This window comes from Ferrovibrio sp., from assembly GCF_965278975.1.
Taxonomy (GTDB): Bacteria; Pseudomonadota; Alphaproteobacteria; order Ferrovibrionales; family Ferrovibrionaceae; genus Ferrovibrio.
Map to the genome: position 1 here is coordinate 2445068 of NZ_OZ257126.1, position 17440 is coordinate 2462507.

A 17440-nucleotide genomic window follows, 5' to 3' on the forward strand; every position below is an offset into this window, starting at 1 on the left:
TTGGAGCGGGTGAGGGGAATCGAACCCCCGTCGTAAGCTTGGGAACGGCCGAAATAGACGTCTGTAGACGCCCATAGACACGGGAAAATCAATGACTTAACAGGGCATCGTCTGCTATCATACCTCCACGTCCAACACCGTTTTTTCCGTATATTTTTCGTACGGCTTTAGGGGGTCTCGATGGCACGCGCAGTTCGCGGCAGCCGGGTCGATACAAGAGCTGCAAGACAGAAGCTTGGCGTTCAGCGCGAGCCCCATTGGGTAAAAATAGCCAAGGGCTGCTACATCGGTTATCGCAAGACGGCGAGTGCCGAAGGTACATGGATCGCGCGCTTTCGGGATCGGCTCGGCAAGCAGCACCATAAGGCCATCGGCGCGGCCGATGATGTCATGGATGCCGATAACGATACGGCGCTCAGTTTCGAGCAAGCCCAGATGCGGGCCCGGGATTGGTTCCAGACAACGGCGTCACTTGGCACCGATGGCCGCAAGCCTGGCACCTATACCGTCGCCGACTGCATGGCGGACTATCTCGCCTATGTCCGGACGCACCGGAAATCCCATCACCATCTCGATACCTACGCGAATGCCTATATCATTCCACGGCTCGGCAAGCTCGATACGGCCGAGCTGACCACCGCCATTGTCAGGAACTGGCATGAGGGTATCGCACAAGAACCGCCACGGCTCCGGACCCGAAAAGGTCGGGTGCAGGTATACCGGGCTGAGGACCCCAATCAGGCCGAGGCCCTGCGCAAGCGACGTCTGCGAGCCAACCGCCATCTTGTTACCCTGAAAGCTGCCCTCAACTACGCCTGGCGAAGCGGTTATATCCCCCATAAGGACGCCTGGGAGCGTGTCCGGCTCTTTACCGGGGTGGAGCGTCAGCGGACGCGGTTCCTCAGTGTAGACGAGGCCAAGAGCCTCTTGACCCATTGCGGTCCGGACTTGCGTCTACTTGTCCAGGCGGCCCTGCTCACAGGCGCTCGCTATGGCGAGCTCTGTGCGCTCGATGTACGGGATTTCCACCGCCATGCCGGAACGCTGCTGATCCGAGATAGCAAGAGCGGGAAGCCTCGACATATCTATCTCAATGAAGAGGCAGCAGGCTTTTTTCATGCTCTAACCCTGGAACGAGAGTTTTCTGCCCCGCTGCTGCCAAGGGCTGATGGTGGTCGTTGGGGGCGCGATCTGCATTTTCGGCCATTTAAAAATGCCCTGAAGCAAGCGGGTATTGAAGCTGCTTTTACGTTCCACGAGCTTCGCCATACCTGGGCCAGCCTCACCCTTATGGCCGGTGCCCCGCTAATGGTGGTTGCCCAGAATCTTGGTCACAGGGATACTCGCATGGTAGAGCGGCATTATGGGCACTTGGCGAGTAGTTATGTACGTGATGTCATCCGGACCACAGCCCCAAGTTTTGGCATAAATCGACTTGTATTGGATCACCGCGATGAAGAAGAAAGTAATATCCCTTCAGGAAAAGAAGCAGCCCAGCCGTTGCTGGGTTGGGGCGGATATAGCGAAAGAGCATAAGCCGCCCTTCGATGCGGATCTCCCTCCTAGCATGCGCGCAGAGTTGGTAAAAGCAGGGCTGGTCGAACTTTTATCGGAAGGACCGAGCCCGCGTCGGCTGGTTTCCGCGACACTTCCAAAGGTCGATGAAATTTCCCGTTGGTATGCCTATATGCAGTCCGAGGGTAGGGTTGAATATCCGACCACAGAGAAACAAGCGGAATGGGCAAGCGCAATTCAAAAGGCAATTCGGAAACTGCAAGAGGAAATCTCGGGCGATCCAGAAGTTAGAAAGCGTTTCTTAAATGGGTTTATTAAACAACTGATGCGTCGTGGAGATAAACGACTGCAGAAGAATTCCGCCCTTGCTCGTCAAGAAATTGCCTCTACTTATATTGATGCATTCCTCTCTGATGTCACCGCAGCTGCTGAATTTGCTCGCAAGAGAAGTCTCGGGAAAGCCGGTACGAAGTACGCTTATCCACTTGAAACGGACTTGGCAAAACTTTTGTTCAATAGCTGTAAGGAGCAATTCTCTGACGGAGTGACTGATCAGGGGGGAGGGAAGTGCGCATTTAATGCTAATGCGAAACGGAAACTGCAGAGATTGGTTATGATCGTAATGGAAACGGTGAATAGTAGAAGGCCTATCTCATTTTCGCACAATGACAAAGCCATTGGGGATATCCCCAACATATCAAAGGAAGCGGCTAACGCTGCCGCAAGGAACCTGAATGCGCAGTTTCCATTGTACGATTTGAGCGGTGATGACGAGGATTCCGATAAAGGACGATCCAGAACAAATTACTATCAGGTAAAGAAACGCAAGTGATCAATTGACAGAGAAAATTGGGGTCAATTAGGAAGAAGCTATTCGGCATACACCCCACTACTCTCAATGCAGCACTTAATGGAGCTGCATCGTGATCTGTCAGAAAAATGAACTAAGATCATCTCACGCGGATGACCAACGAGAATTCCCCTGTGGCCTTTCTCTGGTTGGGCAAACACCTCTTGCCTACTCAATCGAAGCGCTGTGTGGGGCGACGTCGCTTTCGCGGGCCTTCATCTATGAGCAGATTCAAGTTGGCAAGCTAAAAGCCACAAAGGCCGGTGCGCGGACAATCATTCTCCACCGTGACGCATTAGAGTTCCTATATGCCTTGCCATCGAGTATCCGGTGAGCAAGTTGCGGCACTTCCAGCTTGGCGACATGCTCATGCATGAATCCAAGAGCTCTAGATGGAAAGTAGAGACTGATTCTACTCGGCGATGGTGGCTGACCTTGTCGCACCCCTCGACTGGATTTGATCCCCGCAAGCATCTCTCCGGCTTTGAAAGCCGTGATGAGGTGCTTGAACGTAAGAAGGCTCTAATCCGGATTCTGCTGACTGGTGAGGACCATCACCATCGCCTCGGAACAACCCTCGGCATCTGTGAAACGGGCAGCCGGTGCGGTCTGTCGATATGTCCATTTTGCATGCGCCGCTTCCGTTCTGGCTTCTTGATCCCAGAAGTCTGCGCACAGATTGCTCGGTGGCAGGAATGCACCGGTGAATCTGGGGTGGCGGTTTCTGTCGTTCCAGCCAAGTTGAAACTCGCCGCGGGTGAACTCCACCAACTTGATCTCCCGAAGATGCTGGATGCTTTCCGGCAGCGGCTTCGGCGGGCTGGCTACGGCGGCTACATCTCGATCAACGGCGTCGATCTGTCATTCAATGAGAGTTCCGAAGGTAAGTGGGCGTCCCACTGGCAACCGCATTTCTACGCTGTGGTGCTGAGTGCTAACGAACCAAAGCAGGTCAAGGCCGAGCTAGGGAAGTTCTTCCCAGCCGATGAATCGGTGCGCGTCCCGGTCCACGTGAAACGCCTCAACGATCCGATGCGCCCTGTGAGCTACCTCTGGAAGCCGTTCTTCCAGCGCCGGGTCAGCTATATCGCCACCAACGGTCGTCTGGCTGCTCGGAAGCTACCTCTCCGACCTGATCAGGTCCGCGAAGTGGCTCTCTTTTTCGGTGAGAAGGCGCCTACGGAGCGGCTGCTTTTCACCGGCATCCGGCGCCGCGGCCAGCACCTGGTCGAGATGTAGGGATGCCGGCTGTCCAGATGAAATCCGGCGAAAGGAGAGATTGGCGGCTCTAGTAGCTGGGCAGACGCACCCAGGAGGCCATTTTGCATGATTGGGGCGGCAACACTGCGCTAGCCAAACCGCCCCCACAGTGGCACTGGCCTAGAGATCATCGGTTAGCACTTAGCACCGGCAATCAGTCGATTGCCGAATGGAAACCTATTGCCTTGGAGGCAAACACTAATGAAAACGACCAAAATGGCCGTGGAGGCCAAAAATATCCTTCTTCGCAACGATGGTTTGTACATCCGAGAACCTGGCGGCGGCAAGCGTCGTTTGTGCCCGCCTATCCGCGTTAAGGCAGTGGCCAAGGTTGATGGCACTAGCCGCCACCTTGCAATCATCAGCTACCAGGATCGGGAAGGAAATTATCACAAAGAAATCGTGCCGATGAGCTTGATGCAGAAGCGCCATCTACTCAAGGACAAGCTCCTCGATGGCGGTTTTCCGCTTCCATCAGGTGATGATGGTGATGCGGTTCTCGAACATCTACAGGACACGACAGAGGTAAGGTGCATCACCATCGTGCTGAAGACCGGATGGATTAGCCGGGGCGCATATGCGTTCCCCGATGAGGTTGTTGGCCCGGATCGGAAGAATTATCTCTATCAGAGTCCCTATGGGGGCACGCCGGAGCGCGGCTCTGGTACCCGCGGCTCCCTGGAAAAGTGGAAGTCCAGCGTTGCGGTCCCTGCTGAAAAGAGTGCCATCGCGATCTTCGCAATTGCTATTGCTTTCGCCAGCATGCTCTTGCGCTGGCATAAGATCGAGAGCGGTGGCTTTCACTATTATGCTCCCAACTCGCACGGCAAAACGACAATAATAATGGCTGCGCTCTCGGTGTTATATCCCGTCGCGGTCAATGGCCTCGTGCATTGGGATGCAACTACTGCCGGATTGGAACAGGAGGCACTTAGGTGCAATGATGCCCTCTTGGTTTTGGACGAAATGGGCCATCTTGCTGGAGAAGATGAAAAGCTTGCCGCAACTCAGGCCGCCAAGATTTCATATCGTCTTGCGGGTGGGAAGGGGCGCCTGCGTTCGGCTCTTTATGACCCGGATGGGCATGCTTGCGAGTGGCGCCTACTCTTCTTAAGTTCGGGCGAGATGAGTATTGCCAATCTACACGCGGGTGTAGCGCGTAAAAGGTATGGTGGTGACGAATTGCGGCTGATCGACATTCCAGCCAGCCTCAGTGAGGCGAATGGCGTTTTTGACAATCTTGGCATCGGCGACGACTCAGCCAAGCTTGTTGATTCCATACGGACCGGAGCCACAACACATTATGGATACGCGGGGAGGGAGTTTCTTGCGAATTACATGACATCTTTCGAGGATGCTGATCAAAATGTGACGAGGTGGATGGCGAAGTTCTACGCTCACGTTGGTGTGGAGCCGAGTGGATCGTCGGGCCGCTTTGCGAGCCGTTTTGCTCTTGCCTATGCGGCGGCGCGGTTGGCCCGCTCTTATGGCATTGTCACATGGTCGAAGGAGCGAATACTTGAAGCCATCGGTCTTTGCCACGCAGGGGCCGTTCGTACTGTTCCTGATCGCGCCGCGCTGATGGAGGCAAGCCTGAATTCTGTCCGCCGCAAATTGGGCAAGGCGACCCGAGCCCTCGACATGCGCAATGGCCAGAAGTACGGCGCCGACGAACTTGCTGATGCGGCGGCGTATCTTCGTCGCGACAGCGAAGAGGGTGATTTTTATGCGGTGAAGCCGGAGGCACTTGAAAAGTGGCTGGAGCCGGGGGTAACGCTCCATACATTTGGGCAAGAGATGATTGCGCGGAATGCCGTGCTAACCCAAGCTCGTGGCCTGCCGACTAAACAAGTCAAAATCAAAGGGCTTGAGAAGAAGGTGAGTTATTATTGTCTTCGCAAGAGCTTCGTCGTGGAGGGCTGAGTAACTTCGGGGCGGCGTGATTTCTGAAGCACGCCGCCCCACATTGATTCCTCAGCATAGTTGATTTCGCGAACTTCATACTGAGTGCTGGGAATCCGGTAATTGCTGTGTCACCGGAAATTTTAGCTGATAGTATCAGTTGTCTTATTGTCGCGGAACTAGAATAGCGGCAACTGTTTCTCGCCAGACTCTCATCGCCCAATGCGCCTGTTCAGTTCAATGGAGTCGGAAGTATTAGCTCGGGTCAGCAGTTAAGCAGACATGGGTAGGGTGGTAGTACAGGTGATCCGCTGTAGGTCTTTTTGACGCTGGGGTTCACAAAGCTAATTTACATTAACTATATGACATATATGGCTTAGGGCAGCTTGGGGCAGGAGCTGATGGCCAAGCAGTGCTGCGGTGCCGAAGTGGCGAAGCTGCCTTGGGCAATGGTGGGTAAGTTCAGTCGCTCCGTATGACATCCTATCAGGCCGAGAACATGTATAACAGAATACAGCCATTTCGTCTTTACTGCATTGGTCGTATTTGATTAAGGTTACAATACCAATGGCTGTATGCCTGCCTGCTTAATCGCCAGGGTGGAAGAATGTTGGATGTGGTTGCAAATATCCCTACAGGCGTAAATGGGGCGGAAACCTCTGCTCTTAAGGAAAAGCTAGAGCGTGCCCGCACAGAGCTTCTGGATCTTTCCACGCGCAATAGATTGATCAGCACGCCGCGCGGTACAAAAGCCAAGCAGATTGAAATTATTGATGAATTGAGTTCAGAAATCTTCCGGCTGCTGGTGAACGATGGCAAAGCCCTCACCTTTCTCCCGGGGCGCAAAGCCGCCGGTGCCGCGACAACCGGTGAGGATGATGAAATCGACGAGATTTCCGAACTGGCGCAGCCTGAGGATGAGGCCGTCGATGCTCGTGGTGTAGCTTCGCGGCATGGTGATACGAAGCTGCAGACACGGCTAACTTCAGAGGGACTGCAAAAACGCCTGCTGGACCTCTACCTAGATGCCAAGACCCTCCAAGAAGAACAGGGTGTTAACATCCTGTATCTGGCGCTTGGCATGTTGAAATGGTTCGAAGACGAGAAATCAGACAAGGAGCGTTTTGCCCCATTGATCTTGTTGCCTGTTGCCCTTGATCGAGGTTCAGCGGGAGAGCGATTCAAATTGCGTTGGCTCCAGGAAGAGCCGGCCGCCAATCTGTCGCTGGGTGCTCTGATGAAGCGGCAGTTTGGGCTAGAACTGCCGCAATTCACAGAGGGCGACGAGGCATTCGATCCATCCACCTATCTCGAAAGGGTTGCCGCTTCTATTTCGGGCCAGCCGCGTTGGTCGGTATTGGAGAACGATACTGTCCTTGGCCTCTTCTCCTTCGCCAAGTTTCTCATGTACCGTGACCTGGAGTTGGACATTTGGCCGGCCGGGCTTGGCATTGCCGACAGCCCGATAGTGTCTGGCCTGTTAGGGCAAGGCTTCAAGCCTGGCGAAGGCTTGATCGGGGAGGACGAACCGGTCGACCCCCACATCGATCCCGAGAATTTGGTTCATGTCGTTGATGCCGACAGTTCGCAGACGCTGGCTGTGCATGAGGTTCGCCGGGGACGCGACATGGTCATCCAGGGACCACCAGGCACGGGAAAGTCCCAGACAATCGCAAATGTCATCGCGTCCGCTGTTTATGACGGCAAGACGGTGCTGTTTGTAGCCGAGAAGATGGCGGCATTGGAGGTGGTCAAGCGCCGTCTCGATGCCAATGGCATTGGCGACATTTGCCTTGAACTCCATAGCAACAAGGCCAATAAACGCTTTCTGCTGGAAGAACTGCGGCGGACGTGGGATTTAGGTAAACCCAGCGGCGCGGAAGATGGCGCGCTGATTCGACAGCTACGTCAGAACCGTGACAAGCTGAATGAACATGTATCGCGGTTGCATCGGCAGCAGCAGCCATGTGGGCTCAGTCCGTATCAGGTTATCGGTCATCTGGTGCGTCTCCGACAGACCAACGATGGGCCGGCAAAGGCAACGCTTGTCAAACCGGAAACTTGGTCCCGTCCCGAGCGTCAGGAGCGGGAGCTGCAGTTGAGGGATTTGGCGGGACGTATCGAAGATATCGGCCCGCCCTCCCTACATCCCTGGCGCCACGCCCGTATTCCAGCCATTACGCCCATGGATGTAGAGCGGATGGTGGTTCGGTTGCGCGATCTTCAGGCGGGCTATAAGCGATTCGAAACGACGAGCGGGCAGTTATGTGATCTGCTGGAGACCACTGGGCCAGACTGCTTGGCAGAAGTTGAAAATATCGTCACGCAAGCCCGGCGGGTCGCAGCAGCTCCAGCGGTTGACCCAACCGCTATAACGGACGAGGTGTGGATCGCGCAGCAAACGCATCTGGTATCATTGGTGGGCAGTGGGGAAAAAGTCAGCGCGCTGCTAGCCGAACTGGCAATGACCATTACGGATATAGCGCGCGATCAGGATTTCGCTGCGGCTGATGCGATTCTCAATAGATACCGTACTGGTTGGTTGATCGCGCGAGAGCCTGCCTACGCAGTAGCGAGAACCGCAATAGCGATTTTCATAGAGCATCTGAATGGACTGAAAGCTGCTCTAGAATTGCAGTATCCGATGACATTGGCCTCTGCGTACTCTTTGTTGCAGATTGTCGAGCGTGTGGCGGCGGCTCCTCCGTTCGATACGGAAGCCATGCTAAACGATGTTTGGAGGAATCGAGTAGCGGATATCGCCGACCTGGTGGAAGCGGGCCGCGCTTATAGTGACCAGAGACGGGAGCTTGACGATATCTTCACAGCGACCGCCTGGGATACCGATATGAAGGCGGCTCGGCAGCACTTGGCCACCCATGCCACAAGTTTCCTCCGGTTCCTGAACGGGAATTTCAAACGAGCAAAGATGCTTGTGAATTCCGTATTGGCGACAGCCACACCGATGCAGATTAGTGAACAACTTAAGCAGTTGGACAAGTTAATAGCCAATCAAAAAACTCTGGCTCGTCTCGCAGCGGATGACGACCTGGGGCGGAAGGCCTTCGGGTCGCTATGGCGCCGAGAACGCTCGGACTGGCTGGCGCTTGAAAAGATTGTCACATGGTCGCAAGGCAATGGGCTGAGCGATCTATCCGCCGAAATCAGAAGAGTTGTTGCCACCACAAAAGCACATGTGATTTTGAGCCTTGCGCGTCCCGTGGAGCGTGCAGTCGTCGAACTGAAGTCGAGCGTGGGCGAGTTGATCGTTAGGTTGCAGCAGTTGGCACCAGCGGCGTTCCCCGTCGAAGCCCTTGATGATATTGACCTGGCGGTATTGGGCAAGGATCTAGGTAACTTGGATCATGCCGCAGAAACCTTGGCTCGCATTTTCGCCAAAGCGCCACATTCCTTAGAGGGGCAACGCTATGTATTGGAGCGGTTGAAGGAACTGCGGGGTGAGGCCGCAAAGCTTGAAGTGGCGGTAGAACCTGAAGGGCCACTTTTGGGTCAAAAGGTGTTTGGCACCTGCTGGAAAGGTGAAAACTCGGATTGGACACATCTGCGTAAGATAGTCGAATGGGCTAAAGGCAATGGATCGGACCTGCAGGCACTGGTCATTCACAAGGCCATTGGGCGGAGTGTCGACCAGGCTCATATTGGTGTTCTGGCCGAGGATCTTTCCGGAATGGTACCCACATTGGTGGGGAATGCTGACCAGGAATTCCGATATCTCTCTCTGGATCGAAAAACAGCTTTCGGAACCGAGGACGTGTCCCGCATCAAGGTGGATGCTGTTGTCAGCCAGATCGGACTTTGGATCGACCATGCCGAGGATCTCAGCAAATGGACGGCCTATGCTGCGAAGGCCAGATTGGCCCGTGAGGCCGGGCTGGCCGATCTTGTTAATAGACTTGAGGATGACCGCCTGAATGCACGGTCTGTGCTCCCTGAGTTCGAGATGTCGTATTATGAAGCGTTGTTCAATTGGATGGTTCAGGACGATCCTGAACTGGCTCGATTCGATGGTGATGGCCACACCCGAATGGCCGAAGAGTTCGGCCGCCTGGATCAAAAGCGTATCCATTTGGCGCGCCGGGAAGTGGCAGCTGTCCATCACCAGCGCATCCCCCGGCAGGAGGGTGGGGCTGGTCCAATCGGTGCACTGAAAGGCGAGATTGTCAAACGCCGTAATCACATGCCAATTCGCCAACTCATGAAAAGAGCTGGCCCTGCCATCCAGGCGCTGAAGCCAGTCTTCATGATGAGTCCGCTATCCGTGGCGCAGTTCCTGGAACCAGGTAGCCTTACCTTCGACATACTTGTCGTTGACGAGGCCTCGCAGATACAGCCCGTGGACGCTATTGGCGCCATTGCCCGCTGCCGGCAAATCGTCGTTGTTGGCGACGATAAGCAGCTTCCGCCGACCCGCTTTTTTGACAAGATGTTGGCTGGAGCGGATGAAGACGAGGATGAAACGACAACCAAGGTTGCCGATGTCGAGAGCATTCTTGGTCTCTGCGTATCCAAAGGTTTGCCGCAGCGGATGTTGCGCTGGCACTACCGCAGTCGGCATCAGTCTTTAATCGCGATCTCGAATCGCGAGTTCTACGAAAACAAGCTCTACATTGTGCCCAGCCCATACACTGCGGAAGCAGGCATGGGCTTGCGATTTCATTATTTGCCCCATGCTACCTATGACAGCGGGGGCACATCCACCAATATCGAAGAGGCAAAAGAAGTCGCCAAAGCAATTATACAGCATGCCCGCAGCCACCCCGACCTGTCATTAGGTGTCGCAACCTTCTCCACAAAGCAGAGGCGGGCGGTTCTGGACGAGGTAGAAAGGCTGCGGCGTTTGAACCCTGACACCGAGCATTATTTCTCGGCCCATCCCGCTGAACCTTTCTTCATTAAAAACCTGGAGAACGTTCAAGGCGACGAACGCGACGTGATCTTCATTTCCGTCGGCTACGGCAAGAACGCCCAGGGTTATATGAGTATGAGTTTCGGCCCTCTGAACCGGGACGGCGGTGAGCGCCGACTGAATGTATTGATAAGTAGAGCTAAAAGACGCTGCGAGGTATTCTCCTCTATTACTGATGATGACATCGACTTGGAGCGCGCGAAGGGCAAGGGAGTCTTTTCCTTCAAGCTATTCTTACATTTCGCGCGTACCGGTAATCTCAGCCTCGGTCACAAAACCGACCGAGAACATGACAGTGTGTTCGAGGAACAAGTGGCCAATGCCCTGAAAGCTAACGGTTACAATGTCCATGCACAGGTTGGGTTGGCTGGATTTTTCATTGATCTCGCGGTGGCCGATTTTGACCGGCCGGGTCGCTATGTCTTAGGCATAGAGTGTGATGGTGCCGCGTATCATAGCTCGCGCTCCGCCCGCGATCGCGACCGCCTGCGCCAATCGGTGCTGGAGGACCATGGCTGGATCATTCATCGCATCTGGAGCACTGATTGGTTCAATAGGCCGCAGCAGCAATTGGCAAAGGCCATCGCTGCTATTGAAGCCGCCAAGGAGGAATTGAGCGCTCGTGAAGGCGCAGCCCACCAAAACGCCAGAGCCGTTCCGATTGAAATCGTGACTGTAGAACGAGAGCATGTCACCGAAATCGGATTGCAGCATGTCGGCGCCGCTATCGATGAGAACGGTGCTTCTCTGGCGGTTCCGTATATCCAAGCTATACTTACTGCGCCGACCCATCTTGAACTGCATGATGTGCCGTCGGGAATGATGGAAGAACTGGTGACGCAGATCGTCACTGCGGAAGGCCCTATCCACCTAGATGAAATGGTGATCCGGCTTCGCGAACATTGGGGATTGCTGCGCGCGGGTAATCGTATTCGACAGGCTATCGCGCGAGGTGTCGATATCGCCGTAAAGTCAGGCCGTCTGTCTAAAGATGGAGAATTCTACTCTATCCCGGGGGCAGAAATCAGAGTTAGGGACAGAGGTGACGCCCTGTCCCTAACTCTCCGCAAGCCCGAGATACTGCCGCCAGCGGAAATTCAGAAGGCGGTTATTACTTTTGTCGCCGCTCACCTAGGGGCGACGGAAGAAGAAGCTATTATCGGCACATCTCGACTTTTCGGCTTCAAGGCGACCAGCGCCCAACTCAAACAAGTCATCGTCGGAGTGATTGCTGCAGCTGAACAGGATGGTCATCTCGTTCGGCAGAGTGGATTGCTGCGAATTCCATCTCAAAGCTGATTGTCATCGGTGTTGATGTGACTGTTTCCGATTCGACGTCACTCCGCCCTTGGAAATAATGAGATGTTGTTTGCAATGTGAGCGTAGCGATATGTAGGCAGAAAATGGCCACTGAGTACGAAGCGAGAAAAATCTACTGAGTGAATTGAGGTGGTGGAAAGGGGAGGCGAGTATCGACTTTCGCACAAGCAACGGCAAGGCGTGAAGGATGAATCAAGGAAAATCTATTGGAGACACAGCATGAGTACGCTTTACAAATACATAAAGCACCCAAATGACGTGAGATACATTCTTCAAGGACAGCTGAAATTTACGCCCATTCCGGAGCTCAACGATCCGTCTGAGCTGATTCCCGATATGTTACGGGAAGACTTTGTTGCGTCGCTTAAGCATATGCGAGACGTCGGGTTTAGTGACGAGGATATGATCTACCTGGCCCAGCAGGCGGCCGTGCTTACAAGGCTCGCGCCGGATCATATGGTGATTGGAATGCCTAGCTCGAAAGAGCAGGCAACTGCTACAATCCGAAATATAAAAATCTATGAAAATATTGATGAAATGGAGCGTAGGCATTGCGCGGCAACAGCGACAATTGCCTCGAAAGTAGGCCTCCTGTGCCTCACGCGACGTTACGACTCATTGCCAATGTGGGCTCACTATGCTGAGCAAGCGAAAGGTCTGGTTGTCGAGTTTTGTGACTTAGACCAAATTTTCAAAGGCGATAAAACAGGAGTGCTGAACCAACTCGCAGATGTCCGGTATGATCGCGAAGAATATGGCGTCACCTATGTACCAAAGACCCATGACGCCATATTCTTATCAAAGTTTAAGGATTGGAGTTATGAAGATGAGGTTCGGATTATTCGGCCATTCGACGAGTGCCGCGAAAAAGTGGTGAATGGCAAGGTTTTGCACATTCACCAAGTGCCCAAGAAGCACATCAAGCGCGTTATTTTAGGTTGGCATATAAAGCCAAATGAGGCTTCCGAGATTATAGATCTGGTGAGATCAGAAAATACTGACGTTAAGGTGGTTCGTGCTCAAATACACCGCGGCCGTGTCCGTATAGAATAAAAATCCCTATTTGGTCCTACCTATTGACTATGGTCAAAGCTGATCTTTCTAGTGAGTTTGAATCTATTTAGTAGAAAGTGTGCAAAATGTACTCAGTCCTGAGGGCAAATCGGCGATAATTTACTCTATGCGGTTTGTGAGCAGGCGGGGAAATAGAGCATGGGGAAGCAAATAGAGATTTGGTGGCTGAACAAATCGGCTCGTGATTATGCCGATTTTCTACCAGCCTAAGATTTCTCAATGCTGAAGCATCGCAGTCATTATTCCCATGCAATGCGAGGTCCGAGAGGAAAGATAACTTCTGTCGTTTGCCGGCTCAGCGTTTCGAAGCGAAGCGCATTGCTCGATTAGCAGTATACATCATTGGGATTATTCATTTTCCATTCTATGGCTTGAACGTTTACCAACTTGCCTGCTTCGGCGACAAATGGGCTTGGGAGAGCCGGTCATCTGGGGATGGGGGCATTTCCAACTTCCACATTTTTCTATTCTCATTCTCCCGGCAAAACCTAGGCCTACAGAGTTTAGTGGGAGCGGAGCCGGGACCCCTCCAAGCCCCGCTCCCGGGTGGCGGCAGAAGGGACGCTGCCGCCTGCCATCATCGTGTGTCAGCGTCGATGATGGCCGTCTCATCGTTTAGTCGGTCACAGTTCAAACTGGCCGACAGTCAAGGTGATCAGCTTTTTCCGGCCATCGGCGAAATCTAGACAGCCCTGCACAGTCTCGCCATACATCAGGTCACGACTCAGGCCGATCAGCCTGATCCAAGCAGTGTCTTCAAGATCGAGGGTTTCACCCGGCCGGATTGGCAAGGAGCCCATTGGGACCGCACGGACAGGAGAAACCTTAACTTCGATCCTGCTCCCGGAGGCGAACTCTGCATGCAGCCCCAGAAACTGCCGCGTGCCGCTGCCCTGGTTCTCCAAACGCAGACGCGCTATGGCGTCCCCGCCACTGCGGCCAGGCTCGACATAAGGATGCGTCACAACGATGGTGCCGATCTCGTCCTGATGTGCATGAGCAGGCCGGTACATCAGCGCGCCAACGAACAACGCCGCGCCGCAAAGCAGCCAAGCCAGTCGCATCAGATCAACGCCCTGCAAGTTAATCCAAGTCATCTTGCCACCTATGCCGGGGGCCGCGAACGCCCTTGGCGCCCGGCTCGCGGTCATGATCCTGGTGCAGTGCCTTGGCAATGCATTCTTCAAATGGCTTCGTTTGCTCCGTGAGACCTTTTGCCCTGCATTCCCGGCGTAAGCTTTCCTGATATTGCTCCGTTGTATAACCGCACCCGCCCAGTCCGATGACGGCAGTGAGAAGCATGACAGCTGAGGTTGTATTCATAGATGCCTCCTATTCTGACGGATGTCCGTGTGGCGCATGGACATCTACCTCATCGACTTCATCATCGATTTGACGGCGGCCCGCGCCAAATCGTGCGTAAAGCGCAGGTAAGACCAACAGGGTCAGGATGGTGGAACTGATCAGGCCACCAATGACGACCGTGGCAATCGGGCGCTGAACTTCGGCACCAGTGCCTGTGGCAATGGCCATTGGCACAAAGCCGAGGGAGGCCACCAGTGCCGTGATAAGCACCGGCCGCAGGCGGACTTCGGCACCCTCAATGACTGCGGCGATCTTCTCGACGCCCTCGGCCAGTTCCTGCTGGAACCGGGTTACCATCACCAGGCCGTTCAGCACGGCAATCCCGCTGAGCGCGATGAAGCCGACGATGGCCGAGACCGATATCGGCATGCCGCGTAAAGCCAGCGCCAGGATGCCGCCAACGAGTGCAAAGGGAATGCCGCTGTAGACGATCAGCGAGTCCCGTACGCTCCCAAGCGCCATGAACAACAGGAAGAAGATGGCGGCGAAGCACAGCGGCACCACCAGGACCAAGGTGTCTCGGGCTGCCAGTAGATTCTCGTATTGCCCGCCCCAGCCCAGCCAGTAGCCAGACGGCAACTGCACCTGCGCGGCAATCCGCGCCTGGGCATCCTGCACCACCGAGCCGATATCCCGGCCGCGCACGTTGGCCTGCACCACCACGCGCCGCTTGCCGTTCTCGCGGCTGATCTGGTTCGGCCCCTCGCTGATGGCGATATCGGCAAGCTGCCGCAGCGGGATGGTGATCGCCTGGTTGCTGTTGGGTAGAATCACCGGCACCGGCAGGTTGCGCAGCACCTCCAGGTCGCTGCGGGCGGCATCGGACAGGCGCACCACAATATCGAAGCGCTTGTCGCCCTCGAACAGCACGCCCACCTCGTTGCCACCGATGGCGGTGGCGATGACATCCTGCACATCGGCGACCGACAGGCCGCGCCGGGCGATTTCGCGCTTCTTCAGGTTGATGTCGAGATACGGCAGACCGGCAGCCTGCTCGACCTTGACGTCACTGGCTCCCGGCACGCCGCGCATCACTGAAGCAACGGCATTGGCTGTTTCCAGCAGCGTGTCAAAATCGTCACCGTAGACCTTCACCGCGATATCCGAGCGGACACCGGCAATGAGCTCGTTGAAGCGCATCTGGATCGGCTGGGTGAACTCATAGTTGTTCCCCGGCACCTGCTTCACTGCCCGCTCAATCTCGGCGACAAGTTCTGCCTTGGTCTTGCTCGGGTTCGGCCACTCCTTCTGCGGCTTCAGGATGATGAAGGTGTCCGAGACGTTCGGCGGCATCGGGTCAGCAGCCACTTCGGCAGTGCCCGTCTTGGCAAATACGGTCACAACTTCGGGGAAGCCGGAGACCGCCTTTTCGACGAGCAACTGCATCTTGGAGGACTGGTCCAGCGACGTGCTGGGGATGCGCATCGCATGCATGGCGATATCTTTTTCATCCAGTTGCGGAATGAACTCCTGCCCGAGCTGGGTCATGACCAGCAGGGACGCCGCAAACAACCCGGCTGCGGCGATACCCACCCGGCCCGGCATATGAACCACCTTCTCAAGGATGGCCCGATAGCGGGTCTGGGCGGCCACCATGAAGCGGCTTTCCTTCTCCTTGACCGGGCCGCTCACGAACAGGGCAATCATGGCCGGGACAAAGGTCAGCGACAGCACGAAGGCACAGGCCAGTGCGATGATGACCGTCAGGGCCATGGGCTCGAACATCTTGCCCTCGACGCCCGTGAAGGTAAGCATCGGGACGTAGACGATGATGATGATGGCCTGGCCGAAGACAGACGGCTGAATCATCTCCTTCGAGGCGACCATCACCTCCAGCATACGTTCCCGCCGGGTCAGTACCCGCTTCAGCTCATGTTGCTTGTCCGCCAGGTGACGCAGACAGTTCTCAGCAATGATGACGGCGCCATCGACAATCAACCCGAAGTCCAGCGCACCCAGGCTCATCAGGTTGGCGCTGATATGCCCTTTGAGCATGCCGGTCGCCGTCATCAGCATGGTGATGGGAATAACGGCTGCGGTAATCAGCGCGGCACGGATATTGCCGAGGAACAGGAAAAGCACCACGACGACCAGCAGTGCGCCTTCGGCCAGGTTCTTCTCCACCGTGGCGACCGTAGCGTCCACCAGCTTTGTGCGGTTCAGCACCGGGGCTGCTTCCACGCCGGGCGGCAGGGAGGCGTTAATCTGGCTCAATTTCTTGTCGACGCTCTCGGCGACCGTGCGGCTGTTCCCACCAATCAGCATCATCGCAGTGCCGACCACGACTTCCTTGCCACCTGAGCTGCCGGAACCCGTGCGTAGCTCATGGCCGATGTCGATGGCGGCGACGTCACGAACATAGACCGGCACGCCATCACGGGTGGTGACGACGACCGCGCCGATGTCGTCGATGTTTTCCAGACGGCCATAGGAGCGGACGACCAGTCCTTCGCCATTCTGCTCCATGAAACCGGCGCCGATGGCCGTGTTGTTACGCTGAATGGCAGTGGACAGATCCGTGAGCGTCAGGCCCTGGGCAACGAGGCGGTCCAGCTTGGGCTGGATATGGAATTCCTTGGTGTAACCGCCGATAGAGTCGATACCGGCCACCCCCTGCACACTGCGAAGCTGCGGCTTGACCAGCCAGTCCTGCACCGTGCGCAGATAAGTGACCTGCTTCATCTCGGTATCGAGGACTTCGCCTTCGGGCGTGCGGAAGGTGCCGTTCTTCTGCCAGCCGGGCTGGCCATCGGCCACGGCCTGGCGCGGCTCTTTGTAGCGCACGAGCCACATATAGACTTCACCTAGGCCAGTCGTGATCGGGCCAAGTCGTGGCTCTACGCCCTCAGGCAGTCCCTCCTTCACCTCGGTCAGTCTCTCGCTCACCTGCTGGCGGGCGAAATAGACGTTCGTCTTCTCTGAGAAGATGGCCGTGACCTGCGCGAAGCCGTTACGAGACAGCGAACGGGTGCTTTCCAGGCCAGGAATACCGGCCAAGGCGTTCTCAATGGGGTACGTGACCTGCTTTTCGATTTCCGTCGGAGACAGCGCAGGCGCCAGGGCATTGATTTGCACCTGGTTGTTGGTGATGTCGGGTACGGCATCGATAGGCAGTTTCAGCAGGGACTGAACGCCCAGGATACAGACGCCGACCACCAGGATGAGGACGACCAACCTCTGCCGGATCGACAGGCGAAGAATATGCTCAATCATTGTTCTGGTTCCGC

The 17440-nt window shown here is 55.4% G+C and carries 8 protein-coding genes; 6 read left to right on the forward strand and 2 right to left on the reverse strand.

The features are described from left to right. Positions 1 to 180 precede the first annotated feature (180 nt). From ACQY7X_RS11765 to ACQY7X_RS11790, 6 genes are all read left to right on the forward strand, one after another. Positions 181 to 1536: a tyrosine-type recombinase/integrase gene (locus ACQY7X_RS11765; protein WP_428245430.1), complete on the forward strand. Its 1356-nt coding sequence runs from the start codon at positions 181 to 183 to the stop codon at positions 1534 to 1536. Further along, positions 1454 to 2347 (forward strand): hypothetical protein, encoded by an 894-nt coding sequence (locus tag ACQY7X_RS11770; protein WP_428245431.1) that lies wholly within the window; start codon positions 1454 to 1456, stop codon positions 2345 to 2347. Before ACQY7X_RS11765 ends, ACQY7X_RS11770 begins: the two co-directional genes overlap by 83 nt. Before the next feature lie 348 nt (positions 2348 to 2695). Further along, the gene (locus ACQY7X_RS11775; RefSeq protein ID WP_428245433.1) at positions 2696 to 3604 is read left to right on the forward strand and encodes a hypothetical protein; all 909 of its coding nucleotides are present in this window, start codon (positions 2696 to 2698) and stop codon (positions 3602 to 3604) included. A 222-nt stretch (positions 3605 to 3826) separates the two neighbouring features. Further along, positions 3827 to 5548, forward strand: coding sequence for a DUF927 domain-containing protein (locus ACQY7X_RS11780; protein WP_428245434.1), 1722 nt, complete (start codon positions 3827 to 3829; stop codon positions 5546 to 5548). Positions 5549 to 6134: 586 nt separating this feature from the next. Next, the gene (locus ACQY7X_RS11785) at positions 6135 to 11753 is read left to right on the forward strand and encodes a DUF3320 domain-containing protein (protein ID WP_428245436.1); all 5619 of its coding nucleotides are present in this window, start codon (positions 6135 to 6137) and stop codon (positions 11751 to 11753) included. Positions 11754 to 11993: 240 nt separating this feature from the next. After that, positions 11994 to 12827, forward strand: coding sequence for a DUF2971 domain-containing protein (locus ACQY7X_RS11790; RefSeq protein ID WP_428245438.1), 834 nt, complete (start codon positions 11994 to 11996; stop codon positions 12825 to 12827). A gap of 644 nt (positions 12828 to 13471) precedes the next feature. Here the strand turns inward: ACQY7X_RS11790 and ACQY7X_RS11795 are convergent. Further along, on the reverse strand, positions 13472 to 13999 hold the full coding sequence (locus ACQY7X_RS11795; protein ID WP_341982578.1) for a hypothetical protein: 528 nt from the start codon (positions 13997 to 13999) through the stop codon (positions 13472 to 13474). Positions 14000 to 14180: 181 nt separating this feature from the next. Next, on the reverse strand, positions 14181 to 17426 hold the full coding sequence (locus tag ACQY7X_RS11800) for a CusA/CzcA family heavy metal efflux RND transporter (RefSeq protein ID WP_341982576.1): 3246 nt from the start codon (positions 17424 to 17426) through the stop codon (positions 14181 to 14183). Between the last annotated feature and the right edge of the window lie 14 nt (positions 17427 to 17440).